21 protein-coding genes are annotated in these 24,138 nt (G+C 65.2%); 9 read left to right on the top strand and 12 right to left on the bottom strand.

Annotated elements, in window-relative coordinates; all coding sequences use genetic code 11:
- Positions 1–134: 134 nt before the first annotated feature.
- The 5 genes from KVT37_RS03835 to KVT37_RS03855 all read right to left on the bottom strand — a co-directional run bounded on the left by KVT37_RS03835 (position 135) and on the right by KVT37_RS03855 (position 5,024).
- Entirely contained in the window at positions 135–989 is an 855-nt protein-coding gene (locus KVT37_RS03835) for a sugar phosphate isomerase/epimerase (RefSeq protein ID WP_217569774.1), read from the bottom strand.
- A gap of 1 nt (position 990) precedes the next feature.
- Entirely contained in the window at positions 991–1,767 is a 777-nt protein-coding gene (locus KVT37_RS03840) for an ATP-binding cassette domain-containing protein (protein WP_217569776.1), read from the bottom strand.
- Positions 1,764–2,756, bottom strand: coding sequence for an ABC transporter permease (locus KVT37_RS03845; RefSeq protein ID WP_217569778.1), 993 nt, complete (start codon positions 2,754–2,756; stop codon positions 1,764–1,766). The genes KVT37_RS03840 and KVT37_RS03845 overlap by 4 nt, the downstream gene beginning before the upstream one ends.
- 139 nt (positions 2,757–2,895) lie before the next feature.
- On the bottom strand, positions 2,896–3,885 hold the full coding sequence (locus KVT37_RS03850; RefSeq protein ID WP_254633766.1) for a substrate-binding domain-containing protein: 990 nt from the start codon (positions 3,883–3,885) through the stop codon (positions 2,896–2,898).
- 77 nt (positions 3,886–3,962) lie between these two features.
- Positions 3,963–5,024: a LacI family DNA-binding transcriptional regulator gene (locus tag KVT37_RS03855; protein ID WP_217569782.1), complete on the bottom strand. Its 1,062-nt coding sequence runs from the start codon at positions 5,022–5,024 to the stop codon at positions 3,963–3,965.
- Between the two features lie 143 nt (positions 5,025–5,167).
- Between KVT37_RS03855 and KVT37_RS03860 the strand changes: the two genes are divergently transcribed.
- A complete protein-coding gene (locus KVT37_RS03860; RefSeq protein ID WP_217569784.1) occupies positions 5,168–6,199 on the top strand; it encodes a hydroxyacid dehydrogenase in 1,032 nt (343 codons plus the stop codon).
- A gap of 16 nt (positions 6,200–6,215) precedes the next feature.
- Here the strand turns inward: KVT37_RS03860 and KVT37_RS03865 are convergent, their stop codons facing one another.
- Entirely contained in the window at positions 6,216–6,893 is a 678-nt protein-coding gene (locus KVT37_RS03865; RefSeq protein ID WP_217569786.1) for a GntR family transcriptional regulator, read from the bottom strand.
- Between the two features lie 139 nt (positions 6,894–7,032).
- Here KVT37_RS03865 and KVT37_RS03870 point away from each other — a divergent pair, with 139 nt between their 5' ends.
- The 8 genes from KVT37_RS03870 to KVT37_RS03905 all read left to right on the top strand — a co-directional run bounded on the left by KVT37_RS03870 (position 7,033) and on the right by KVT37_RS03905 (position 15,851).
- Positions 7,033–7,620, top strand: coding sequence for an amino acid synthesis family protein (locus KVT37_RS03870; RefSeq protein ID WP_217569788.1), 588 nt, complete (start codon positions 7,033–7,035; stop codon positions 7,618–7,620).
- Positions 7,613–9,451, top strand: a complete 1,839-nt coding sequence (locus tag KVT37_RS03875; RefSeq protein WP_217569790.1) for an alpha/beta fold hydrolase — start codon at positions 7,613–7,615, stop codon at positions 9,449–9,451. The genes KVT37_RS03870 and KVT37_RS03875 overlap by 8 nt, the downstream gene beginning before the upstream one ends.
- A gap of 5 nt (positions 9,452–9,456) precedes the next feature.
- Entirely contained in the window at positions 9,457–10,509 is a 1,053-nt protein-coding gene (locus KVT37_RS03880) for an LLM class flavin-dependent oxidoreductase (RefSeq protein ID WP_217569792.1), read from the top strand.
- Entirely contained in the window at positions 10,506–11,981 is a 1,476-nt protein-coding gene (locus KVT37_RS03885) for an aldehyde dehydrogenase (protein WP_217569794.1), read from the top strand. Before KVT37_RS03880 ends, KVT37_RS03885 begins: the two co-directional genes overlap by 4 nt.
- Positions 11,982–12,047: 66 nt before the next feature.
- Positions 12,048–13,052 (top strand): ABC transporter substrate-binding protein, encoded by a 1,005-nt coding sequence (locus tag KVT37_RS03890; protein ID WP_217569796.1) that lies wholly within the window; start codon positions 12,048–12,050, stop codon positions 13,050–13,052.
- Positions 13,053–13,115: 63 nt separating this feature from the next.
- Positions 13,116–13,976, top strand: a complete 861-nt coding sequence (locus KVT37_RS03895) for an ABC transporter permease (RefSeq protein ID WP_217569798.1) — start codon at positions 13,116–13,118, stop codon at positions 13,974–13,976.
- Between the two features lies 1 nt (position 13,977).
- Positions 13,978–14,778, top strand: coding sequence for an ABC transporter permease (locus tag KVT37_RS03900; protein WP_217569800.1), 801 nt, complete (start codon positions 13,978–13,980; stop codon positions 14,776–14,778).
- The gene (locus KVT37_RS03905; protein ID WP_217569802.1) at positions 14,775–15,851 is read left to right on the top strand and encodes an ABC transporter ATP-binding protein; all 1,077 of its coding nucleotides are present in this window, start codon (positions 14,775–14,777) and stop codon (positions 15,849–15,851) included. Before KVT37_RS03900 ends, KVT37_RS03905 begins: the two co-directional genes overlap by 4 nt.
- 129 nt (positions 15,852–15,980) lie before the next feature.
- Here the strand turns inward: KVT37_RS03905 and otsB are convergent, their stop codons facing one another.
- The 6 genes from otsB to KVT37_RS03935 all read right to left on the bottom strand — a co-directional run bounded on the left by otsB (position 15,981) and on the right by KVT37_RS03935 (position 24,134).
- Positions 15,981–16,763 (bottom strand): trehalose-phosphatase, encoded by a 783-nt coding sequence (gene otsB, locus KVT37_RS03910; RefSeq protein WP_217569811.1) that lies wholly within the window; start codon positions 16,761–16,763, stop codon positions 15,981–15,983.
- Positions 16,760–18,547, bottom strand: coding sequence for a trehalose-6-phosphate synthase (locus KVT37_RS03915; RefSeq protein WP_217569812.1), 1,788 nt, complete (start codon positions 18,545–18,547; stop codon positions 16,760–16,762). Before KVT37_RS03915 ends, otsB begins: the two co-directional genes overlap by 4 nt.
- A gap of 152 nt (positions 18,548–18,699) precedes the next feature.
- Positions 18,700–20,862 (bottom strand): amylo-alpha-1,6-glucosidase, encoded by a 2,163-nt coding sequence (locus tag KVT37_RS03920; RefSeq protein ID WP_217569815.1) that lies wholly within the window; start codon positions 20,860–20,862, stop codon positions 18,700–18,702.
- Positions 20,863–20,901: 39 nt separating this feature from the next.
- Positions 20,902–21,960 (bottom strand): glycosyltransferase family 4 protein, encoded by a 1,059-nt coding sequence (locus tag KVT37_RS03925; protein ID WP_217569817.1) that lies wholly within the window; start codon positions 21,958–21,960, stop codon positions 20,902–20,904.
- 72 nt (positions 21,961–22,032) lie between these two features.
- Positions 22,033–22,851, bottom strand: coding sequence for an ABC transporter permease (locus KVT37_RS03930; RefSeq protein WP_217569819.1), 819 nt, complete (start codon positions 22,849–22,851; stop codon positions 22,033–22,035).
- Between the two features lie 2 nt (positions 22,852–22,853).
- A complete protein-coding gene (locus KVT37_RS03935; protein WP_217569821.1) occupies positions 22,854–24,134 on the bottom strand; it encodes an ABC transporter permease in 1,281 nt (426 codons plus the stop codon).
- Between the last annotated feature and the right edge of the window lie 4 nt (positions 24,135–24,138).

The raw sequence follows: 24,138 nt of genomic DNA on the forward strand, positions 1-24,138 counted from the left end.
GATCGGCGCGCAGCGCCGAGACGGATGAGGGGTGTTCCAGCGGAGTGAGACGCTGGCGTTCCCTGGAGCACCCCTCATCCGACCTCGCTTCGCGAGGCCACCTTCCCCCACAAGGGGGGAAGGAAGAGATGCCCTCACCCCAGCGTCAGTCCGGCCTTCCTCGCTTCATCGCGCAGGAACGGCAGTCCAACCTCGATGACGTCGCGCGGATCCTCCGCCACCGGCCGCCACACGGCAAGACCGCCGGCGATGTCGACATCGACATGGTTCATGCTTTCGAGTGTGATCGCGCCCTGATAGCCGATGTCAGCGATCGCCTTCATGCAGGCCGCCCAGTTGAGCATGCCGCGCCCCGGCACGCCGCGATTGGCTTCCGACACATGCACATAGCCGAGATAGGGCGCCGCCGCCTCGAAGCCGGAGGCAAAACTCTCCTCCTCGATATGCATGTGATAGGTGTCGAGATGAATGAAGATGTTGTCGGCGCCGACGCGCTCGATGATACGCGCCGCGTCGATGCCGCGGTTGATCAGATGCGTCTCGTAGCGATTGCAGGGCTCGATGCCGAGCTTGAGGCTGCGTGACTTCGCCGACTTCGCTGCCCGTTCGAGGAAGCGGCACATGCCGTCGATCTCGCGCTGCGTCGGTGCCCGGCCGGTGGTCTTACCGATCGTGCCGTAAGTGACGCCGCCAAGCGCCTCGGCGCCGACCTCGTTGCAGACCTTGAAGGCCGGCTGCAGGAAGTCGAGCGCCTCTTCCGGCCGCTCGACCACATCGAGCGCGCGCGGCAGGCCGAGCGACGGGATGAGCTGGACACCGTAATGATTGGCGAAGCCCCGCGTGCGCTTGGTGTCGATCTCCTCGGGGCGCAGCAGCGGGATCTCCATCAGGCCGATGCCAAGCTCCTTCAGCCGGTCCATCCGCGGCTCGATGCGGGCAAGGTCCCAGACCGGAGCGATGGCGAAAGTGTGCAGTCCGAAGGTATTCATATCAGCCTCGTTGTTCGTGCGCCGCCGCGGCGGCAATGTCGCCGCCGCCGACGATGCGGCTGACGACTTCGTTCATATTGGTTTTTGCCGTGACGAGATCGGCATCCGCCCTGCCATGGCGCAGTACGACGATGCGGTCGGTGACCGACAGCACGTCGTTCAGCCGGTGCGAGATCAGGATGACGGCGATGCCTTCCGAACGCAGACGCCGGATCAGGTCGAGCACGCTCTGCACCTCGCGCACGGCAAGGGCCGCCGTCGGCTCATCCATGATGACGAGCTTCGGATTGAAGGTCAGCGCACGCGCGATCGCCACCGTCTGCTGCTGGCCGCCGGAGAACGAACCGACCGACCGGTTTATCGAAGGCAGATGCGCGCCGAGACGTTCGATCATCCTGGCCGCCTGACGATCCATCTCGCTCTTGTCGACGAAGCCGGGGAACAGGCCGAACAAGCGCTTCGTCGGCTCGCGTCCAAGGAAGATGTTGGAGGCCACGTCCTGCTGCTTGGCCAAAGAAAGATCCTGGTAGATCATCTCGATGCCGAGGCGGCGGCGCTGTCCAGGGTCGAGCGCCAGTATGTCCTTGCCGTCGAATTCGATCGAACCCGAGTCGGCGCGGTAGATGCCGGTGATGGTCTTCATCAGCGTCGACTTGCCGGCGCCATTGTCGCCGACCAGGCCGACCACCTCGCCGGCCGCGACCGAGAGGTCGACGCCATGCAGCACGTCGACCGCGCCGAAGCTTTTGCGGATGCCGTGGAGCGAAAGCAGGGTCATACGCGTGACTCCTTCCGCACCTGGTACTGGTCGATGAAGACGGCGAGGATCAACACCCCGCCGATCGCCATCTGCTGGTAGTAGGACTGCACGGCGAGCAGCGTCAGCCCGTTCTGCAGAACGCCCATGATCAGCGCGCCGATCATGGTGCCGAGGATCGAGGCGCGGCCGCCGAACAGATTGGTGCCGCCGATGATCGCCGCGGTGATCGCGGTGAGCTCGTAGTTGATGCCGGCCGTCGGGTCGCCGGCATTGACGCGAGCGGTGAAGAGCAGGCCGGCGAGCCCGGCCAGCGCACCGGAGAGCGTATAGATGATGCGGCGATGATGCTCGACGCGAATGCCGGCCGCGCGGGCAGCACCCTCACTGTCCCCCAGCGCCAGCGTGTGGCGGCCGAAGCGCGTATAGGCGAGCACCATATGCGCGACGATTGCCGTCAGCACCAGGATGATGACCGGCATCGGAATGCCGAAAGGCCGCCCCTGGCCGATATAGACGATCTCCGGCGGCAGGCCGTAGATCGCCCTGCCCTGCGAGATGACCAGCGCCAACCCGCGCGCCAGGCCCAGCATGCCGAGCGTGACGATGAAGGCCGGCACGAAGGCGCGGGTCACCAATTGCCCATTGATGTAGCCGGCAATCGCGCCGGCCAGGATGCAGGCGATCACCGCGAGAACCGACGGCCAGCCGAGATTGACGGCGACGAAGGCGCCCGCGACGCCGGCCAGCCCCATGACCGAGCCGAGAGACAGATCGAGCCCGCCGGAGCCGATGACGAAGGTCGCGGCGATCGCCAGCACGCCGATCGTCGAGGTCGCGAGCAGGATGTTGAGGAAGTTGCTGAGCGACAGGAAATATGGCGACAACAACGCCATCGCCGTGCTCAGCGCCAAGAGCACCACCAGCGACTCCAGTCTTATGTGGAGCCGTTCAACGGATGCGCGCTGCACCCGAGCCCAGAAGCCGAGCTGCGTCGTTTCGGAAGCCATTTTTGACCCTTCGGGTAGGGGAATAGGGGAGTAGGTCAGTAGGGGAGTAGGGAAGGAAGGCGGTTGGACCAAGCCGACGAAGCGCAAACCACGCTCCCCTACTCCCCTATTGCCTTACTCCCCTACTCCCTTCCTTTCACTACTTCACATATTGCAGCATCGGTTCCTTGCCGGCGTCGATCACGTCCTTGGTCAGCACCAGTGTGGGCACCGCGATGCTGTCCTCGACCTTGTCGCCGGCCAGCGCCTTCTTGACGTTCTCGACCGCCTGCTTGCCGACCAGATAGGGAAGCTGCGCCACCGAGGCGTTGAGGCGGCCTTCCTTGATCGACTTCACGGCGTCCGAATTGCCGTCGACGCCGATGATCGTCACCTGCGGACCCTTGCCGGCCGCGTAGACGGATTCCACCGCGCCCAGCGCCATGCCGTCATTGGCGCAGAAGATGGCGACGAGATCAGGATGCGCGGTCAGCGTGTCGGTGGCGATCGAGGCGGCCTTGCCGCGATCCCAGTCGCCCGGCAGCGAGGCGACGATTTCGAGCCCGGGCGCCAGTTCCTTCAGCTTGTCGGCGAAGCCCTTGGCGCGCTTTTCGCCGGTGATGTTGCCGGAGAGGCCTTCGATCACCAGCACAGGGCCCTTGGCGTCCTTGCCGAGCTTGTTGGCGAGGTATTCGGCGCCCTGCGCGCCGGCGGCGATGTTGTCGGAGCCGATATGGAAGGTCACCTTGACGCCTTCCTTGTCGAGCACCGCCTGGTCGAGATTGTTGTCGAGGTCGACGATCTTGACACCGGCGTCCTGCGCCGACTTCAGGCAGGGCAGAAGGTTGGTCGAGTTGATGGCGGCGGTGATCATCGCCACCGGCTTGCGCTCCAGCATCGTGTTGCAGAGGTTGAGCTGCGGCTCGGCCGCCTGATCGCTCTCGGCCGCCTGCTGGAAATACTTCACGCCGGCTTCCTTGGCGCCGTCCTCGACGCCCTGCGCCATCGCGCCCCAGAACGGATTGGCCAGCGTCTTCATCAGCACGCCGTATTCGCCGTCTTCCGCCTTGGCGACGCCGATGGCCGAAAACGCCAGGGCGACGCCAAACGCAAGGGTAAATCGATTTATCTTCAGGCTAAGCGATGTCATTCCAGTCCTCCTTCTGATCTGGCGTGCCGGATGCCTTGGCCAGGCCGACACCGTCCTTCCGTTGTCGACAATGGGGGCTATTGTCGGTCTCCTCCCCCGGAATGCGGGCCGCTGCCTGGCGAGCCAACGGATTCCCGCATCAACACCTGGCAGGGCTCGAGCCGCGCCGTGGGTGGTCCCACGGCGCCCTCGACCCTGCGAAACAGAAGATTCATCGCCTCGCTGGCGATCCGCCGCACCGGTTGCACCACGGCGGCGATCGCCGGCCATGTCACCTGCATCCATTCGGCGTCGTCGAAGCCGACCAGCGAGATATCGTCGGGGCAGTGCCAGCCGCGCCGGCGGAACTCCGACAGCGCGACGAGCGTGCCCTTCAAGAGCAGCGAATAAACGGCTGTCGGCCGCTCACCTTGCCCAAAATAGTCGCGCAGCGAGGACCTGAGCGGCTCGACGCTGACCTCCGAGGTGATGACGTCGATGCGTACCGACGGATTGAGCGCCAGCGCCTGGGAGCGAAAACCCTCCAGGCGAGCGCGCACCGTCGCCGCCTGCTCGGCAAGGCCGATGACCAGGATATGGCTGTGGCCCTTGCCGACCAGCATCCGCGCCACCTCGGCGCTGGCCGCCGCGCTGTCGGCCGAGACCGTATCGAAGGCATCGTCGGACAGCACGCGGTCGATCAGGACGCCGGTCATGCCGTTGGCTTTCATGAAATCGGCCGCCGGACCATGCTCGTTGCGCACCGGCGCCAGCACCACGCCGGCGACGCGCCAGTCATGCATGCGGGCAAGGATTTCTTTCTCCCGCACTTCGGACTCGCGACTCGAGGCGGCGACCAGCGTGTAGCCACGCTGCTCGGCAAGGCCTTCGAGTTCGGTGACCATCTGGCCGAAGAACTCGCTTTCGAATTCCGGCATGATGGCGCCGATGATGCGGCGCTTGGCCCTGCGCATGTCGGAAGCAAGGGGATCGACGCGATAACCCAGACGCTCGACGGCATCGAAGACGCGCTGCGCGTTTTCCGGTTTCACCGTGGTGACGCCGGCCAGCACCTTGGAGACGGTGGCCGCCGACACGCCGGCATGGCTTGCCACGTCGTGGATCGACGGACGCCGCTGCGGGCTTTCCTGTTGCGCCATCAATCTCCTCCCGAAGGCAGGTGGCCGCCCACCTTCTCACCAGTGTAAACGGTAAATCGATTTTTTGCTGTTGTAAATCGTTTCATCGGGAGTAAAAACACAGATGTGATTGACGCGATCCAATCGCGCCGGGAGGAACCATCATGTCCGACAAAGCCTTGCCGCTGGTGATCAGCGCACCCGAACCGCGCACGCTCGATCTGATCTTCACGCCGCCGCAGCTGGCGCAGTTTCGCAAAAAATATCGCATCGTCGAGACAACGCCGGAAGGCGTCGCAAAGTTGCCGCCGCATGTGCTGGCCGAAGCGCGCTACATCGTCGGCCAGCCGCCGATCGCCTCGGAAACGCTGCAAAAGATGACGGCGCTGCGCTGCATCTTCAACGTCGAGACCAACCTCCTCAACAACATGCCTTATGAGACGCTGTTTGCCCGCGGCATCCATGTCGTCACCACCGGCCTTGTCTTTGCCGAACCGGTGGCCGAGCTCGGCCTCGCCATGGCGCTGAACCTGGCCAGAAACATCGTCGATGCCGACCTCGCTTTCCGGCAGGGCAAGGAATTGTGGGGCGGCGACGGCAACCAGACGGCGCGACTGCTCTCCGGCGCCGATGTCGGCATCGTCGGTTTCGGCGATCTCGGCCGCGCGCTCAACCGCCTGCTGACCGGCTTCCGCACCCGCACCAAGGTCTACGATCCGTGGCTGCCGCCGTCGATCCTGATCGACAACGGCGTCGAGCCGGCCTCGCTGGACGAGGTGTTGTCGCAAAGCGATTTCGTCTTCGTGGTCGCTTCGGTCACCAGCGAGAACCAGGGTTTCCTCGGCGCGGACTCTTTTGCCAAAATGCGCAAGGGCGCCGCCTTCATCCTGCTCAGCCGCGCCGGCGTCGTCGATTTCGCTGCACTGATCGCGGCGGTGAAAAGTGGCCACATCTTCGCCGCCAGCGACGTCTTCCCGGAAGAGCCGCTGGCGCAGGACCATCCCGTCCGGACCCTGCCCGGCTTCCTGCGGTCGGCGCACCGCGCCGGCGCCCTCGATATCGCCTTCAAGCGCATGGGCGACATGGTGCTGGAGGATATGGATCTCGTCGACCGCGGCCTGCCGCCGCTGCGCTCCAAGCGCGCCGAACGCGAGACGGTGTCGCGGATGCGCTCCAAGCCTGTCGACCGGAACTGATTTCCGGACAACCCGGCTACAGCGAACCCAGCCGCAGCGCCTCGCGCGCGATTTTCCAGGCCGTCTCCACGTGGCGCCGGGCCGCGGCCTCGGCCGCTTCCGGCTTGCGCGAACGGATGGCATCCATGATCGCATGCATCTCCGCGATCGCCGCGTCGCGGCGGTTCAGCGAGAGGATCGTCATCGAGCGCAGCTGGTTGATGCGCACATTAAGGCCGGTGACGATCTCCCAGGCGATGCGTTTGTCGGCGGCTTCGAACAGCACTTCGTAGAACCTCGCCGTCGCCCGCATCACCTCGGCCGGCACGCCCGACGCCCACGCTTCGAGCAGCTTTGCCAGCGCCGTATCGAGCAAGGCGATCTGATTGTCGGTGGCCGAGGTGGCGCAGGCTTTCGCCGCGATGCCTTCCAGCAGCGCACGCAACTCATAGATCTCGTCGGTCCGGCCGAGATCGGGCTTGGCCACTGCCGGCCCGTGCCCGGGTATCATCTGCACCAGGCCTTCGGTCTCCAGCTGGCGCAGCACCTCCCGCACCACGGAACGGCTGACCCCTAGCTGATCGCAAAGCGGCCGCTCGACTAGCCGCTCGCCGGGCTGGAAATGGAAATCCATGATCGCCTCGCGCATGCGCTCCAGCGCCAGCGTCCTCAACGTCTTGGCGGGGCGGTCGATGCGAAGCGTGGCGTCAGCCATTTTTCCTGAATCCCTAGCCTCGTCACAAAAACAGATTCCATGACCGGTTGACAAGGCACGCGGCACTCCATAGCATGGTATACCATAAGACGATACAGAAATGACGCAGCCGCGAGCGCGGCCCGTGCCGAGGAATTCCATGCAGCCGGCCATTCGCAAGATCGTGACCTATACCGAGAACACGCTGATCGAAGGGGGCAAGGCGGCTCCGCGGCCACTGCGCCTGATCGGCGTCGCCGCGGTGCTCACCAACCCGTGGGCCGGCCGTGGCTTCACCGAGGACCTCTCTCCCGAGATCCGCGCTTTCGCGCCAGTGCTCGGCGAGACGCTGACCAATGAGATCATCGGCATAGCGGGCTCCGGCGAAGCCATCGAAGGCTACGGCAAGGCCGCCATCTGCGGCACGTCGGGCGAGGTCGAGCATGCCTCGGCGCTGATCCACACGCTGCATTTCGGCAACCACTATCGCCGCGCCGTCGGCGCCAAGACCTATCTCGCCTTCACCAATCTGCGTGGCGGTCCCAATACGCCGATCATGATCCCGCTGATGGACAAGAACGACGAAGGCCGCCGTTCGCATTATCTGACCGTGCATTTCCAGATCGGCGATGCGCCCGCCCCCGACGAGCTGGTGGTGGCGCTTGGCGCCTCGATCGGCGGCCGCCCGCACCACCGCATCGGCGACCGCTATCAGGACCTGAAGGAACTCGGAGACGTGCATGGCTGACGCCGCGACGATCCGGGGCAAGGCTCCCGACGGCACCGGCTTCATCCGCGCCGGCGCCGGCGCGCCGGTTCTGTTGATCCACGGCGTCGGCATGAGCGCCGCGATCTGGCAGCCGCAGATCGCCGCCATGCAAGACCGCTTCGACATCGTCGCCATCGACATGCTGGGACATGGCGCTTCGCCCCTGCCCCCGGAGAATGCCGGCCTCTCCGATTTCGCCGATCAGGCGATCCGGCTGCTCGACCATCTCGGCCTCGACCGCGTCGCTGTCGTCGGCCACTCGATGGGCGCGCTGGTCGCGCAGGAGATCGCGCTTCGCGCCCCGTCGCGCATCAGTTCGCTCGTCAGCCTCAATGCCGTCTTCCGTCGCCCGCCCGAGCTCTCACAGGCAGTGCGCGAACGGGCGGCGGCGCTCGGCGGCCCCGGCGATCCGTCGGCGATCGCCGCCACGATCGCCCGCTGGTTCGGCAATCCGATCCCGCCCGCTCTGGCAGGCGCGGCCACGACGGCCCACGCGGCGCTCGAAAGCGTCGACGCCGAAGGCTATGCCCGCACCTATCGCCTCTTTGCCGGCGCCGATACCGCGCACGCCGATCGCCTGGCCGATCTCGCGGCACCGGCACTGTTTATGACCGGATCGGAAGATCGTAACTCCACGCCCGCCATGTCCGCCGCCATGGCGCGGCTTGCGCCAGCCGGACAATGCCTGGTGCTCGCCGGCGAAAAACACATGATGACAATCGCTTCGCCGCAAAAAGTGACTCAGCGCATCACGGCTTTTCTCGACCAGGTGGCAGATGTTCCCGCAAGCGCCGAGACGGGTCCGGCGTTCGATGCCGCCACATTCGACGCCCCCGCATTCGACGCCATGGAGTTCCGGCGCGCGCTAGGCTCCTTCCTGACCGGCGTCACCATCGTCACCACGATCGACGAAACAGGCGATCCGCGCGGCTTCACCGCCAACTCCTTCACCTCGGTCTCGCTCGAGCCGCCGCTGGTGCTGGTCTGCATCGCCAAGAAGGCGCTGGGGCATCAGGCCTTCTCGACCTCCAGGGGTTTCGCCATCAACATCCTGGCGGAAGCCCAGAAGGCGGCGTCCGGCATCTTCGCCTCGAAGGCCGCGGACAAGTTCGCCTCCGTCGCGTGGCAGCCCGGGCAGACCGGCAATCCGCGGATCGAGGGATCGGTCGCGGTGTTCGATTGCGACATGGAGCAGTTGGTCGATGCAGGCGATCATTCGATCCTCATCGGCCGCGTCCATGACTTCACCCACAATGGCGCCCAGCCGCTCGGCTACTGCCGCGGTGCCTATGTCACGCCGGGCCTCAGCCAGGAAGCGCTTGCCGCGGCCGCGCCGCCCGGAACCGAGGTCGGCGCCATCCTCGAGAATGACGGCCGCGTGCTCTTCTTCGAGACTGCCGAGGGATCCTGCCAACTGCCCGCCGGCCGCGGCCTCGGTGCCGCGAACGATGCTCGCAGCCTCAGGGGAAAACTTGCCGCCAAGGCGATCGACGCCGAGCTCGGCTTCCTCTACGCCGTTTGGGACGATGCGACGGACGCCTCGCGCACCCATGTCTATTATCGCGGAACGGTGGATGCTCCCGTCTCCGGCGACGGCCAGATCCGCTTTGTCGAGATCGAACGCATCGCTGAATTGAAGATCGCGGACCCGGCCGTCCGCTCGATGCTTGCGCGATATGCGCGCGAGCGCGCCGAGGACACGTTCGGCGTCTATGTCGGCAACGAGGTCGAAGGCGAGGTCCGGCCGCTCGCCAAGCCGGCTGCGTCAGCGCCACTCCATTCCGGCCCAATCCATTCCGGCCAGCGGTGAGACCGATGAAATTTTCGCTTTTCGTCCATATGGAGCGCTCGGATCTCGCCAAGCCGCATTCCGAATTGCTGGCGGAACTGGAAGAGCTCGTCCTGTTGGCGGAAGAAGCAGGTTTCGAGACGGCCTGGATCGGCGAGCATCACGGGATGGAATTCACCATCTCGCCGAACCCGTTCATTAACATCGCCTATCTCGCGGCGAAGACGACAACCATCCGTCTCGGTACCGGCACGATCATCGCGCCCTTCTGGCATCCGATCAAACTCGCCGGCGAAGCGGCCATGGCCGACGTCATCACCGGCGGCAGGCTGGATCTCGGCATCGCGCGCGGCGCTTACAGCTACGAGTATCAGCGCGTGTTCCCGGGGCTTGATGCCTGGGGCGCCGGCCAGCGCATGCGCGAGATCATCCCGGCGATCCGCGGCCTCTGGGACGGCGACTACGGGCACTCCGGCGAGTTCTGGCAATTCCCGCCGACCACCTCCTCGCCCAAGCCCTTGCAAAAGCCCTACGTGCCGATCTGGGTGGCGGCGCGCGATCCGAACTCGCACGACTTTGCCGTCGCCAACAAATGCCAGGTGCAGGTGACGCCGCTTGCCTCAGGCGATGGCGAGGTCGCAAGCCTGATGGAGCGCTTCAACGCCGCCTGTGCCGCGCATCCGGACATCGAGCGGCCGGAAATCATGCTCCTGATGCACACTTTCGTCGCCGAGGATGCGGCCGACGCCGACCGCCTGACCCAGGACCTGTCGCAGTTCTACTGCCAGTTCGGCGCCTGGTTCCAGAACAAGAAACCGGTGCGCCAGGGTGTTCTGGAGCCGCTGACCGAGGACGAGATCGCGGCTATGCCGCAATACGCGCCCGACAAGATCCGGCAGAACCTCGTCATCGGCGAGGCCGACGAGGTGATCGCCAGGCTGAAGACCTACGAGGCGCAGGGCTACGACCAGTACTCGATCTGGATCGACAGCGGCCTCTCGCACGAGCGCAAGAAGAAGTCGCTGCAGCTGTTCATCGACAAGGTGATGCCGGCCTTCCAGGAGGCGGGGTCGCGATGAGCAGCACGGCCTTCAGGAACTACATAGACGGCCAGTTCGCCGAGCCCGCCTCCACCTTCGACAGCATCGACCCGTCGACGGGCTTGCCCTGGGCGACGATGCCGGCCGCGACAACCGCCGATGTCGACCGGGCCGTCGAGGCCGCACACCGGGCGCTGCGCTCCGGCCCCTGGGCGGCGATGACCGCGACGGCGCGTGGAAAACTGCTGGTCAAGCTTGGCGATCTCGTCGCCGCCAATGCCGGCCGGCTGGCCGAATTGGAGACGCGCGACACCGGCAAGATCATCCGCGAGACGCGCGCCCAGATCGCCTATGTCGGCGACTACTACCGCTATTACGGCGGGCTGGCCGACAAGCACGAAGGCGCCTTCATCCCGATCGACAAGGCCGACATGGAGGTGACGGTGCGGCCCGAACCGATCGGCGTCGTCGCGGCCGTTGTGCCGTGGAACTCGCAGCTCTTCCTGTCGGCGGTCAAGCTCGGTCCGGCGCTGGCCGCCGGCTGCACCGTCGTGCTCAAGGCCTCCGAGGATGGTCCGGCGCCGCTGCTCGCCTTCGCCGAGCTCGTGCATGAGGCTGGCTTCCCGGCCGGCGTTGTCAACATCATCACCGGCTTCGGCCATGATTGCGGCCATCGCCTGACTAGCCATCCGCTGGTCGCCCGCGTCGCCTTCACCGGCGGTCCCTCGACTGCCCGGCGGATCGTCGCCAACACGGCCGAGAACCTTGCGTACACGACGCTGGAGCTCGGCGGCAAAAGCCCGGTGGTCGTCTTCGCCGACGCCGATCTCGACAGCGCCGCCAATGCCGTCGTCGCCGGCATCTTCGCGGCCACCGGCCAGAGCTGCGTCGCCGGCTCGCGGCTTTTGATCGAGCGTTCGGTCAAGGATGATTTCCTCGCCCGGCTGAAGCGTAAGGCCGAAGCCATCGTCATCGGTGACCCGCAGGATCCAGCAACCGAGATGGGTCCGTTGGCGACCTCGCGCCAGCGCGAAAGGATCGAGACGATCGTTGCGGAAAGTATCTCCGCAGGCGGACGGCTGATCACCGGCGGCGCGCGGCCGAAGGACAAGGCTGACGGATACTACTACGCGCCGACGATCATCGAGGCGCAGGATCAGGCCCTCGCCTGCGTACGCGAGGAACTGTTCGGTCCGGTGCTCAGCGCGATTGCCTTCGACAGCGAGGCCGAGGCGCTGGCTCTAGCCAACGACACGCCCTTCGGGCTCGCTTCCGGCGTCTTCACCTCGAATCTCGCCAAGGCGCATCGCATGGCGCGCGGCATCCACGCCGGCGTCGTCTGGGTCAACACCTACCGCGCCGTCTCGCCGCTGGTTCCGTTCGGCGGCTACGGCCTCTCCGGCCTCGGCCGCGAAGGCGGGCTCAATGCCATCCGCGACTACACGCGCTCGAAATCGGTGTGGATCCGCACGTCGGACGACCCGATCCCCGATCCCTTCGTCATGCGCTGAAAACGGCATGGCGAAGGTTGGACTGACAAGAACAAGAAACGGAACAACCAATCAGAGGAGAATGACATGAAACTGATTTTCGCCGGCATCCTTGCCGGGCTTATGGCGACCACGGCCGCCAAGGCTGACGAGATGGTGTTCACCAGCTGGGGCGGGACGACCCAGGAAGCCCAGACCAAGTCATGGGCGGAACCTTTCGCCGCTTCGTCGGGCATCAAGGTGCTGCAGGACGGGCCGACCGATTACGGCAAGCTGAAGGCGATGGTCGACGCCAAGAACGTCACCTGGGACGTCGTCGATGTCGAGATGGACTTCGCCATCAAGGCGGCCAAGGACGGCCTGCTCGAGCCGATCGACTTCGCCGCCGTGCCGAAGGCCGATCTCGACCCGCGCTTCAGCAACGAGAACGCCGTCGGCAGCTTCTACTATTCCTTCGTTCTGGCCTGGAACAAGGGCGCCGTATCCGGCGAGCCAGCCGGCTGGGCCGACATGTTCGACACCAAGAAATTCCCTGGAAAGCGCACCTTCTACAAATGGTCGGCGCCGGGCGTGATCGAGATCGCCCTGCTCGCCGACGGCGTGCCGGCCGACAAGCTCTATCCGCTCGATCTCGACCGCGCCTTCAAGAAGCTCGACACCATCAAGTCGGACATCGTCTGGTGGGGCGGCGGCGCTGAATCGCAGCAGTTGATCGCTTCCGGCGAGGCCGCCTTCGGCCAGCTCTGGAACGGCCGCGTCTTCGCGCTGGAGAAGGACGGCGCCGATGTCGGCGTCTCCTGGAACCAGAACCTCACCGCTGCCGACGTTCTCGTCGTGCCGAAGGGCGCCGGGAACAAGGACGCGGCGATGAAGTTCCTCGCCGCCGCGACCAGCCCGACCGGCCAGGCGAAGTTCGCCGAGGCGAGCGGCTACGCGCCGATCAACACCAAGGCCAAGGCAGAGATGCCGGCCGATGTGGTCAAGGGCCTGCCCGACGCCCATGTCGACGGCCAGATCAATCTCGACATGAACTATTGGGCCGAGCACCGCGATGAGATCGCCAAGCGCTGGTACGCCTGGCAGGCGAAGTGACATCAGCCTTTTCGTGACCGGATCGGGACGCGGGCCGTCCTGATCCGCAACTTGGGAGCCGCCATGTCGGTGGAAGCACAGCAAGGCATCGCAACCCCGCGCATACCGGCAGGCCTTGGCGGCCTGCTGCCGGCGTTGACCCTGATCGGGCTTTTCTTCGTCGTGCCGGTGCTGGCGCTGTTGCTGCGTAGCGTCACCGACCCTTCTCCCGGCCTGCAGAATTACGCGGCGCTGCTCGGCGACGGGACTTACGCGCGGGTGTTCTTTAACACCTTCCTCGTCGCCGCCGTCGTCACCATCGTCACCGTGCTCGTTGCTTTTCCGGTTGCCTGGATGCTGGCGATCATGCCGGCCGCACTTGCCTCGATCCTGTTCGGCATCATCATCCTATCGATGTGGACGAACCTGTTGACCCGCACCTATGCCTGGATGGTGCTCCTGCAGCGCACCGGCGTCATCAATCGGGCGCTGATCGGCGCCGGCATCATCGACCAGCCGCTGCCGCTCATCAATAACCTCACCGGTGTCACCATCGGCATGGTCTACATCATGCTGCCCTTCATGATCCTGCCGCTGGTCGGCACCTTGCGTGCGATCGACCCGATGACCTTGCGCGCCGCAGCCCTTTGCGGCGCAAGCCCGCTTGCTGCCTTCCGCCGTATCCTGCTGCCGCTCTCGCTTCCCGGCATCGCCGCCGGCGGCCTGATGGTGTTCGTCATGTCGCTCGGCTATTTCGTCACGCCGGCGCTGCTCGGCGGCACGTCGAACATGATGCTCGCCGAAATGATCGCGCAGATGATCCAGTCGCTGCTCAACTGGGGTCTGGGGAGTGCTGCCGCCTTCATCCTGCTCGTCGTCACCATGGCGCTCTATGCGCTGCAGCTGCGCCTGGTCGGCTCAAAACGCGCGGCGGGAGGCGCCTGAGATGCTGCTCGATTATGATCGCCTCGGCTGGCTGAAGGTCGCGCTGCTTGGCTTCACCACCCTGGTCGCCGCCTTCCTGCTGCTGCCAGTGGTCTTCATCGTGCTGCTCTCCTTCGGCTCGTCGCGTTGGCTGGCCTTCCCGCCGCCCGGCTGGACGCTGAAATGGTATCAGGAGCTGTTTGCCGATCCGTCCTGGATCGAGGCCGCGTTGACCAGCGCCCGCATCGCCACGATGACGGCAATCCTCGCCGTCGCCATCGGCCTGGTCGCCTCGTTTGCGCTGGTCCGCGGCCAGTTCCGCGGCCGTGAGGTCCTGCGCGGGCTGCTGCTCACGCCGATGGTGCTGCCAGTCGTCGTCTTCGCCATCGCCATCTACGCCTTCTTCCTGCGGCTCGGCCTTGGCGGCACCACGATCGGCTTCGTCGTCGCGCACACCGTGCTGGCGCTGCCCTTCGCCATCATCCCGATCGCCACCGCGCTCGAAGGCTTCGACAAGTCGATCGAGGACGCGGCCATCGTCTGCGGCGCCAGCCCACTCCAGGCCAAGCTCCGCATCACCTTGCCCTCCATCCGCATCGGCATCTTCTCCGCCGCGATCTTTTCCTTCCTGGCCTCCTGGGACGAGGTGGTCGTGGCGATCTTCATGGCGAGCCCCACCTTGCAGACCTTGCCGGTCAAGATCTGGGGCAGCCTCCGCTCCGACCTCACCCCTGTCATCGCCGCCGCCTCCAGCCTGCTGGTCGCGCTCACGCTGGCCCTGATGATCGTCACGGCACTCTTGCGCCGAAAGCTCCAGACATGACTCAAGCCTTTCTCTCGATCCGCAAATTGCACAAGGCATTCGGTGCCTTCACCGCCGTTCATGATGTGACGCTGGATATTCCGAAGGGCGAGTTCCTGACCTTTCTCGGGCCGTCCGGCTCGGGCAAATCGACCACGCTCTACGCCATCGCCGGCTTCCAGGACCCAACCTCGGGCGACGTGCTGCTGCAGGACAAATCGCTGCTGTCGGTGCCCTCGCACAAGCGCAACATCGGCATGGTCTTCCAGCGCTACACGCTGTTCCCGCATCTGAGCGTTGCCGAAAACGTCGCCTTCCCGCTCCGCGTACGTCGCCGGCCCGAGGCCGAGGTCAAGCGCAAGGTCGCCGACATGCTTTCGCTGGTGCGGCTGGAAAACTTCGCCGAACGTCTGCCCGCCGCGCTTTCGGGCGGCCAGCAGCAGCGCGTCGCGCTTGCTCGCGCCTTGGCCTACGATCCGCCGATCCTGCTGATGGACGAGCCGCTGTCGGCCTTGGACAAGAAACTGCGCGAAGAGATCCAGGCCGAGATTCGCCGCATCCATCGCGAGACCGGCGTCACCATCCTCTACGTCACCCACGACCAGGAGGAAGCGCTGCATCTGTCGGACCGCATCGCGCTCTTTCGCGACGGCCGCATCGAGCAGATCGGCACGGGCGAGGACCTCTACCTCCGACCCGCCACCGATTTCGTCGCCGGCTTCATCGGCAACTCGAATTTCCTCGCCGCCGAGCACCTGGAAACGGTTGATGGCGCGGCGACGGTGCGCCTCGCTGACGGCTCGCTCGTCTCAGGCATCAATGCGAATGGCAGTTTCCAGCGGGGACAGAAGACCAGGCTGATGATCAGGCCCGAGGCGTTTCGGCTCGACCAGGGCTCGAACGGCGCCAAGCTTGCCGTCGAGATCGTCGACGTCGCCTTCTATGGCGAGCGCCGGCGAATTGTCGCGCGTACCGGCGCCGGACAGGAAATCGACATCCGGCCAACCTCCACCGCGCTCGCCGCGCAGGATGTCGCATCCTCTCATCGCCCGGTGTTTTTCGATCCGGGCGCGGCTTTCCTGTTTCCCGCCTGACGGCCGCCAGAGCAATTCCAGGAAAAGTGTGAGCGGTTAGGCTCGGCGACTTCGCCGTAGCCTTCGTCCGGAATTGCGCAAAAACAAAAGATAGAGCGTTTCGCCGTTTCCGTGAAACGGTGAAACGCTCTAGGCTACGAGATTGCCGCGACCAGCCTGTTCGGCATGATCGCCGAAATTGGCTTCGAGCCAGGCGATCGCGCTGGCGACATCTTCGATGGCGAAGCGCGCAGCCGTTTCGCCCTGCGGCTTCACGCGGATCGAAATTCCTCCGGCGGCATTGACCGTGTCGAAGCCGTTCTCGTCGGACGTATCGTCGCCGAGAAACACCGGGCGCCTGCCGGTGAACGGATCGAGCTGCATGAAGCGCCGGATCGCGGCGCCCTTGGCAGCTTCGAGCGGCATCAGCTCGACGCCGGCATTGCCGGCGATCACACGATAGCCCTTCGGCAGGCGTACAAGCGCAGCCTCGACCAGTTCCGTCGCTCGCGCCAGAAGCTGCGGCGCGGCTCTCGTATGGATTGCCAGCACCGGCCCCTTGCGCTCGACATAGACGGCCTTGCTTGCCAGCTCCAGTTCGATCTCGTCGGCAAGTGCCGCCATATCCGCCGGCGCATCGGCGGCCTCGATCGCGCCGGCCGGCGCCAGCCGGTGCTCCAGTCCGTAAAGACCCGCGATCCGCAACTTCAGCGGATCGAACAGATGGTCGACGGCGGCGATCGAGCGGCCGGTGATGAAGGCGAGCGCTCCGTCGAGACGCTGCTCGACCCTCTGCAGGAGAACGCGCAGCTCCTCGCTGACCGATACCGCGTCTGGATGCGCCGCGTGCTCCAGCAGGGTACCGTCGATGTCGAGGAAAAGCGCCCAGCGGCCTTCGGGAAGCGGCGGGGTGAGGTCTGCCTGAATGTTCATCTAAATCCAACTGCCTGTTTGCGTTCGAACATGGAAACGACATTGTCCCCGGCGGGACCATTCGCCCGGTCGTATGAGGCGGTCACCCGGTCCAGGTCGCCGCGCTTTCTCAGCCGCGCCGCGTCGAGCAGCATGCTGCCGGCCCAGCGATAGACATTGTTGTCGCGCACGATCTCGCGCATGCGGCGCATGCGCTCATGCTGCTCGTCCGACCCCATGGTCAGCGCCTGCAGCATCGCCTCGCTCATCATCGCCGCGTCGTAGGGATTGACGATCAGCGCCTCCAGGAGTTCGCGCGAAGCGCCGGCAAAAGTGCTGAGCAGCAGCACGCCCTGCTCATCGTCGCGCGACGCTACGAACTCCTTGGCGACGAGGTTCATGCCGTCATGCAGGCTGGTGACCATGCAGATGTCGGCCGCGCGATAGATTTCGTAGACCGAGGCCTGCGAATGATGTTCGGCCACCATGAGGACGGGCCGGTAGCTCTCGCTACCGTAGCGCTCGTTCAACTCCTCGGCATAGCGCAGGCATTCCTCGTACAGTTGCTTGTAGGCCGGCAGGGTGCCTCGGCTGGGCGCCGCGATCTGCAGGAACACGACCTTGCCCACCAGTTCCGGATGACGGATGAACAGCTCCTCCAGCGCGTGGAAGCGATCGAGGATACCTTTGGTGTAGTCGAGACGCTCGACGCCGACGCACAGCTTGGCGCCGGCTGGAATTTTGAACCGCCTGCGAACGCGCGCCCGGCACTCCTCGACGCTAGGCAGGGACTGCAGAAGCTCGACCGGCCATTCGATCGAGATCGGATAGGCATGCACCAGCGTCACCTGGCCGCCATAGGAAATGGCCGCGTCAGCTCGCTCGATCCGGCTTTCCATGAAGCGGTCGACGCTCTCGGTGAAGTTGTTTGCATGGAACTGGGTGTGGAAGCCTACAATCGAACTGCCCAGCAGGCCGTCGAGGATGCGCTCGCGCCACGGGCAGATGCTGAACACTTCCGAATTCGGCCACGGAATATGCCAGAAGGTGATGACGATCGCTTCGGGCAGCCGCTCGCGGATCATGCGCGGCAAGAGCGCGAAGTGATAGTCCTGGACCAGCACGATCGGCCGCTCGTTGCGCGCCTCGGCAACCACCGTCTCGGCAAACTTGCGGTTGACGGCCTCATAGGCCTCCCAGTCCGACTCGCGAAAGATCGGCCGCGTGAAGGCGATATGGCAAAGCGGCCACAGGCCCTCATTGGCGAAGCCTAGGTAATAGCCCTGATATTCCTCGTCACTCAGCCAGACCCGCCGCAACGTATAGGAAGGATGGCCGGGCGGCACCTGCACCCGGTCGTTCCTGTCGACCACTGTCCGATCGGCGGTGCCGCCGCCATAGGCGATCCAGGTGCCGGCGCAGGCGCGCGTGATCGGCTCCAGCGCCGAGACCAGTCCGCTCGCCGGCACCACCAATTCGACATCGCCGTCCTCGGTCTCGTTGTGGATATAGGGTTCGCGGTTGGAGACGACGATGACTTGAGCATCCGGCAGGTCCTCGGCAAGGATCTTGCGCAAGGTCTCGGGCGACCAGCTCACGAGCGCCGCGTCGACCGACTGGCCGTTCTTCTCGAACTCGCGCAGGACTTTTCGCGCCGCCTCGGACGCAACATCATCGCCCGGCGGAGGCGAGCCTCGCGCATGCTGGCGCCGATTCCGTGAAAATGTAACGAAGATCGCGAGAGCGGAAAGTCCGAGGCTTGCGAGAACAAGGACCAAAAACAGGTCGACGCCATATTGTGTCATTGAGATGCCAGGTTGCCTCCGGCTGTCCGCTCTTTTTTGTTTTCGTTGTTGCCGGCTGCGGACCGGGAGACCGGTTCAAGTTTGCAAACGCGCGAGGCGGATATCGGTTCCGACATTTTTCGATTGTTGAATGCGGAGTTGCAGCGCTTTGTTTACGTTCGAACGATGAGCGGCACCTGGCCCTCATGCCGGTCGGACAGAAAAGCGACGACGCGGTCGCCGACCCGCTGGAAGGTGAGATCGACCGCCTTGTCGCCGACACTGAGATGCCGCAGTGTCAGCGTGTCGATACCGATCGGCAGCCTTGGCCGCGTGACATGCAATTCGCCCTCCCAGCCGTCGATTTCCAGGCCGAGGCACGCCTGCATCAGCATGAAGGTGGAGCCTGCCGACCAGGCCTGCGGCAGGCAGGCGACGGGATAAGCGATGGGCGCCTCGCCCGGTGCGCGGGTGAAGCCGCAGAAAAGTTCCGGCAGCCGCATGTTGAAATGCACGGCCGACTCGAAGGTGCCGCTCATCAGCCGCACCACGCTGTCGCGTTCGCCGTAACGCGCAAGGCCAACGCCGCAAAGTGCTGTGTCGTGCGGCCAGATCGAGCCGTTGTGATAGGACATCGGGTTGAAGAACACCGCGTCGTCGGCGAGCGTCCGCAGCCCCCAGCCGGAATGGAAGGAGGCAGACAGCAGCTGTTCGGCGACCAGCCTGGCGCGCTCGGGTTGCGGCAGCCCGACGAAGAGCAGGTGCCCGGCATTCGTTGTTCGCACCTTGCAGGGCTGGCCCTCGCCGTCGATGGCCAAAGCGTAGAAATTCAAGTCGTCCAGCCAGAAATCGCGTTCCACGGCGACCCGCATTTCCTCGGCGCGGTTTTCCCAGTGCTCGGCGTCCGCGAATTCGCCACGGCGGCGCGCCAGCGCCGCCAGGCCACGGAAGGCGGCGAAGACATAGCCCTGCACCTCGACCAGCGCGATCGGCCCCCTAGGGATGCGCCCATCGGCATGGAAGACGGAGTCGAAACTGTCCTTCCAGCCCTGATTGGCGAGGCCGGACTCGGCGGCGCGCTGGTAGGTGACGAAGCCGGTGGCGCGGCTTGCCTCCTCGGTCCATTCGACGGCGGCCCTGAGCGAAGGCCACAATTTGTCGATGAAGGCCATGTCGCCGGTGCGCTCGGCATAGGCCGCGGCGAGATGGATGTAGAGCGGCGTGGTGTCGACGCCGCCATAGTAACGGCCGAAGGGAAGCTCGCGCAGCGCCGCCATCTCGCCCTTGCGCGTCTCATGCATGATCTTGCCGGGTTGGGAATCGCTGAAAGGCGAGGTCTCCGTCGCCTGGTGCTCGGCGAGAAATGCCAGCACGCCGCGCGCAAGACCTGGGTTGAGCCAGAGCATCTGCAGGCTCGATATCACACCGTCGCGGCCGAACGCCGTCGAAAACCACGGGATGCCGGCATAGGGATAAGGCCCGGTCGAAAGCTCGGTGGTGAGCAGTGCGACATCGGCGCGGGCGCGCTCGACCCAATCGTTGAAGACGCGGCCCGAGCTGTGCACCGTGGCGCCATGCCTGCGCTTGGCGCGCATGCCGAAGCGCGCGCGCGCCGCCGCGGCGCGGAAACGGTCACGGTCGGGCGGATCGGTGACCTCGGGCCCAACTTCGACATAGAGCACCTTCTGGCTGCGCTTGGTCACCGCGATGAGGAAATCGGCGCGGTTGTCGCTCAACTGGTCGGGCGCCTGCGAGAATGAGATCGCGGAACGCCGCGGCAGGCCGTCGAGGCCATCATAGCCGAGCAGCACCGAGGTCTTGTCGGTCTTGGCGACATGCGTCGTGCCGCGCTTCACCCGCGTCGAGCCGCGCACCTCGAACATGTCGCGAAAGTCGGCGGAAAAATGCAGCGAGACGGTGATGGTCGAATGCTCGCGGCTGTAATTGGAAAGCGTGATCCGCTCGAACAGCCTGTCCTGCCACAGCAGCCTGACCCGCTCGATATGGATCGCGCCCTGCGGGATATCGCGGCCGCCGGCACTCTGGATCGGCAGGTTGGTGAGGTTGGACGTGAACAGCACATTGTCCTGGCTCAGCGAGGCGCCGAGCAGCGACATCTGCCTGCCGCCGATGGTCAGCCGGAATTCAGAGAGCACGCGCGTGTCGTCACGGAAGAACCCGTCGCCCGAACCCCTGATGTCGCCATAGGCGTCGGCGACGGCGAAGCAGTCGCCCTGCTTGAGGGCGAACAGCCGATGCGGTTCCCTTGGTGCCGTTGCGTCGAGTGAGGATAGGGCCACGGCGGGATCGAGCTTGCGCTCGTCGAGCTCCGTCATTCGTCACCTCTTCGTTTGCCCCGCCCTAGGCAGTCAAGGTCAGGAGGCCTTGGCCTCCGGCATGCCGGTCAGGCGCATATAGGCAGCGAGGTAGTCGCGCGCCATTCTTGCCGCCGAAAACCTTGTCTCGAAGACCGCCCTCACCTGTCGCCTGTCGAGATCGAGAAGCGCCGGCATCTTCGCGACCGCATCATCTACACTGTCCACGACGAAGCCGGTGACGCCATTGTCGACGATCTCCGGCAGGGCGCCGCTGTTCCAGGCGATCACCGGCGTGCCGCAGGCCATCGCCTCGATCGCGACAAGGCCGAAGGGCTCGGGCCAGTCGATGGGAAACAGAAGGCCCGCAGCATTGCCGAGAAATGCGGCCTTCTCGTCCTCGGTGATCTCGCCGACATAGTCGATCCGGTCGCCATCGATCAGCGCCTCGATGTTGTCGCGGAAATAGGCCCGGTCGTCGTCGCCGATCTTGGCCGCCAGCTTCAGCTTCAACCCGGACCGGCGCGCGATCTCGATGGCGCGGTCCGGCCGCTTGTCGCGCGACAGGCGGCCGAGGAAGGCGAGATACGGCTCCTCCGCCCGTGGTTCGTAGGTCGGGAGATAGGCGTCGAGCGGCAGCCCGTGGTGGATCGTGGCAAGCCAGTTCGCATCCGGCAAACCGCGCTTCTGGCTGTGCGAGATCGAGATCATGGGAAAGCGCGGGAAGCGTTTGTAGGCCGGCGCCAGGTCGACATAGTCGAGCCGGCCATGCGGCGTCGTCACCGTTTGCCCCGCGATCTGCTCGAAGAACGGAAAATGCAGGAAGTGGCTGAGATGGAAATGGATGACGTCGAACTCTTGGGCGCGCTCGCGCACATCGGCGAGCATCGCCAGATGCGCGGCGATCTCCGATTTCTTCGGCCGCGGGTCGAGGCGTATCGCCTGGTCGCGCCCAGGCACCAGCCTGGCCGACGTCTCGCTGTCGCCGCTGGCGAACAAAGTCACATCATGGCCGAGCTCGACCAGCGCTTCGGTGATGTAAAAGACGATCCGCTCCGTTCCGCCATAGAGTTTTGGTGGCACGGATTCATAGAGCGGCGCGACATGGGCGATGCGCATTAAGTCCCTCAGCGGTTGACGCGAAGCAAAATGCGTCAGCCGCGAGATCGTTCCTGCCCAATTGGTCGCGGGCTAAGCCGAGGGCTTCCTTCCGCGCCGCGCGAGAAGGTTCGCGACCAGCAAAAGCAGGATGGACAGGCCCATCATCAGAGTTGCCGCGGCGGTGATCGCGGGCGAGAGTTTTTCCCGCAAGCCGATGAACATTTCGAGCGGCATGGTGCGCTGGCCGGCGCTGGCCAGGAACTGCACGACGACCACCTCGTCGAAGGAGGTGACGAAGGCGAAGGCCGCCCCCGACAGCACGCCGGGCAGGATCAGCGGCAGCATGACGCGGAAGAACGACGTCAGCGGCCTGGCGCCCGAGATCGCCGCGGCGCGCATCAGGTTGCGGTCGAAGCCGGTGAGGCTGGCGCCCACAGTCACCACCACGAAGGGGCTGGCGAGAGCCGTGTGCGCCAGGATGATGCCGGCATAGGTGCTGGCCAGCCCGACGCGGGCGTAGAACAGATACGAGCCGACGGCGGTGATCACCACCGGCACGATCAGCGGCGACAAGAGCAGCGGCATGATGATGCGACGACCGGGGAATTTCTCGTCGGACAGCGCGATCGCCGTCAGCGTGCCGAGCGTCGTCGCGATCACCGTCGTGCCGAAGGCGACGATCAGGCTGTTGCCGATCGCCGACTGCCAGCGCTGGGTGCCCAGCACCACCTCGTACCAGCGCGTCGAAATCCCCTCCAGCGGGAAGATGAAGAAGGCGCCGCTGTTGAAGGAGAGCGGCACCGGGATGAGGATCGGCACCAGCAGGAACAGGATGACCAGCCCGCACCAGATCCACAGCAGCGTGATGCGGATGCGTTCGCTGGTTGTAGGGTAAGGGGACAACAGCATGGCTACACCAGCTTCAGGCGGTCGAGGCCGAGGACGCGGGCGAAGATGCCGAACAGCGCCAGCGTGAAGACGAGCAGGATGAAGGACAGCGCCGCCGCCATCTCCCAGTTCAGTTCGACATTGACGTAGTTGGCGATGAAATTGCTGATCAGCTGATCGCTCGCGCCGCCGATCAGCGCCGGGGTTATGTAATAGCCGAGGCACAGGATGAAAGTGAGCATGCAGCCGGCCATCACGCCCGGAAACACCTGCGGAATGTAGATGCGACGGAACGCCGTGAACGGCCGAGCTCCCAGCGAATAGGCGGCCTTCATCTGCGATGGCGGGATGGTGCGCATGACGCTGTAGATCGGCAGCAGCGTGAACGGCAGCTGGATATGCGTCATGGCGATGATCAGGCCGATGCGGCTGTACATCAGGTCGAGCCGGTCGCTGGCAATACCGATGAACAGCAGGAAGTCGTTGACCAGGCCGAACTTCTGCAACAGCACAGTCCAGGCGGCTGTGCGCACCAGGATGGAGGTCCAGAATGGCAAGAGCACGGCGACGATCAGGATGGCGGCCAGCCCCTTCGGCACGTTGGCGATCAGATAGGCGAGCGGAAAGGCGAGGATCAGCGTTGCCAGCGTCACCGACGCCGCGACGAAAAAGGTGCGCAGGAACACCTGGATGAAGATCGCCTGCTCCGGCGGCACCCGTTCGATGCCGCCATCGGCGTTCCAGCGCAGGTCGAGCGCGCTCAGCAGGTAAAAGGAAGTGAGGCTGTTTGTGCCGCTCCGGATCGCCGGCCAGGTCGTCGGCGCCGACCAGAACGGGACCGACTTCATGGCGTCGAGCGCGGCCTGGCCGTCGGCGCTTTCGAGCTTGCGCACCGTCTTCAGGAGTTGGCTGCGCGCACCGGGCAAACGGGCGTTGAGGCTCTTCGCCAGTTCATAAGCCGTGCCCTTGGCCTGGTTGTCCTTCAGGTCCGCCGCCAGCGCGGCGAACGCATCGTCGCCGGGCAGGCCCTGGTCGTTCCAGCCGGCCAGGGCCACGGTCGTCTTGGGCAAAGCATCCGCGATGGTCGGGTCATAGACCGCGCGCGACAAAAGCAGCACGATCGGAATGCCGAAGCTCAGCGCCAGAAGGACGAGCAGCGGCGCCGCCAGCAGCAGCGAACGCATCCGGTCGCCGAATTCGGCGCGCCGGAGCGCCGCCGACACGGATTTGAGATCCGCATCGGCGGCTGACCGGTCGCGGGCCAGCGTCGGCCGGTCGAGTTCGCTGGGCTGGAGCGCCGACATCAGA

Source organism: Mesorhizobium sp. GbtcB19 (assembly GCF_019091085.1).
GTDB lineage: Bacteria > Pseudomonadota > Alphaproteobacteria > Rhizobiales > Rhizobiaceae > Mesorhizobium.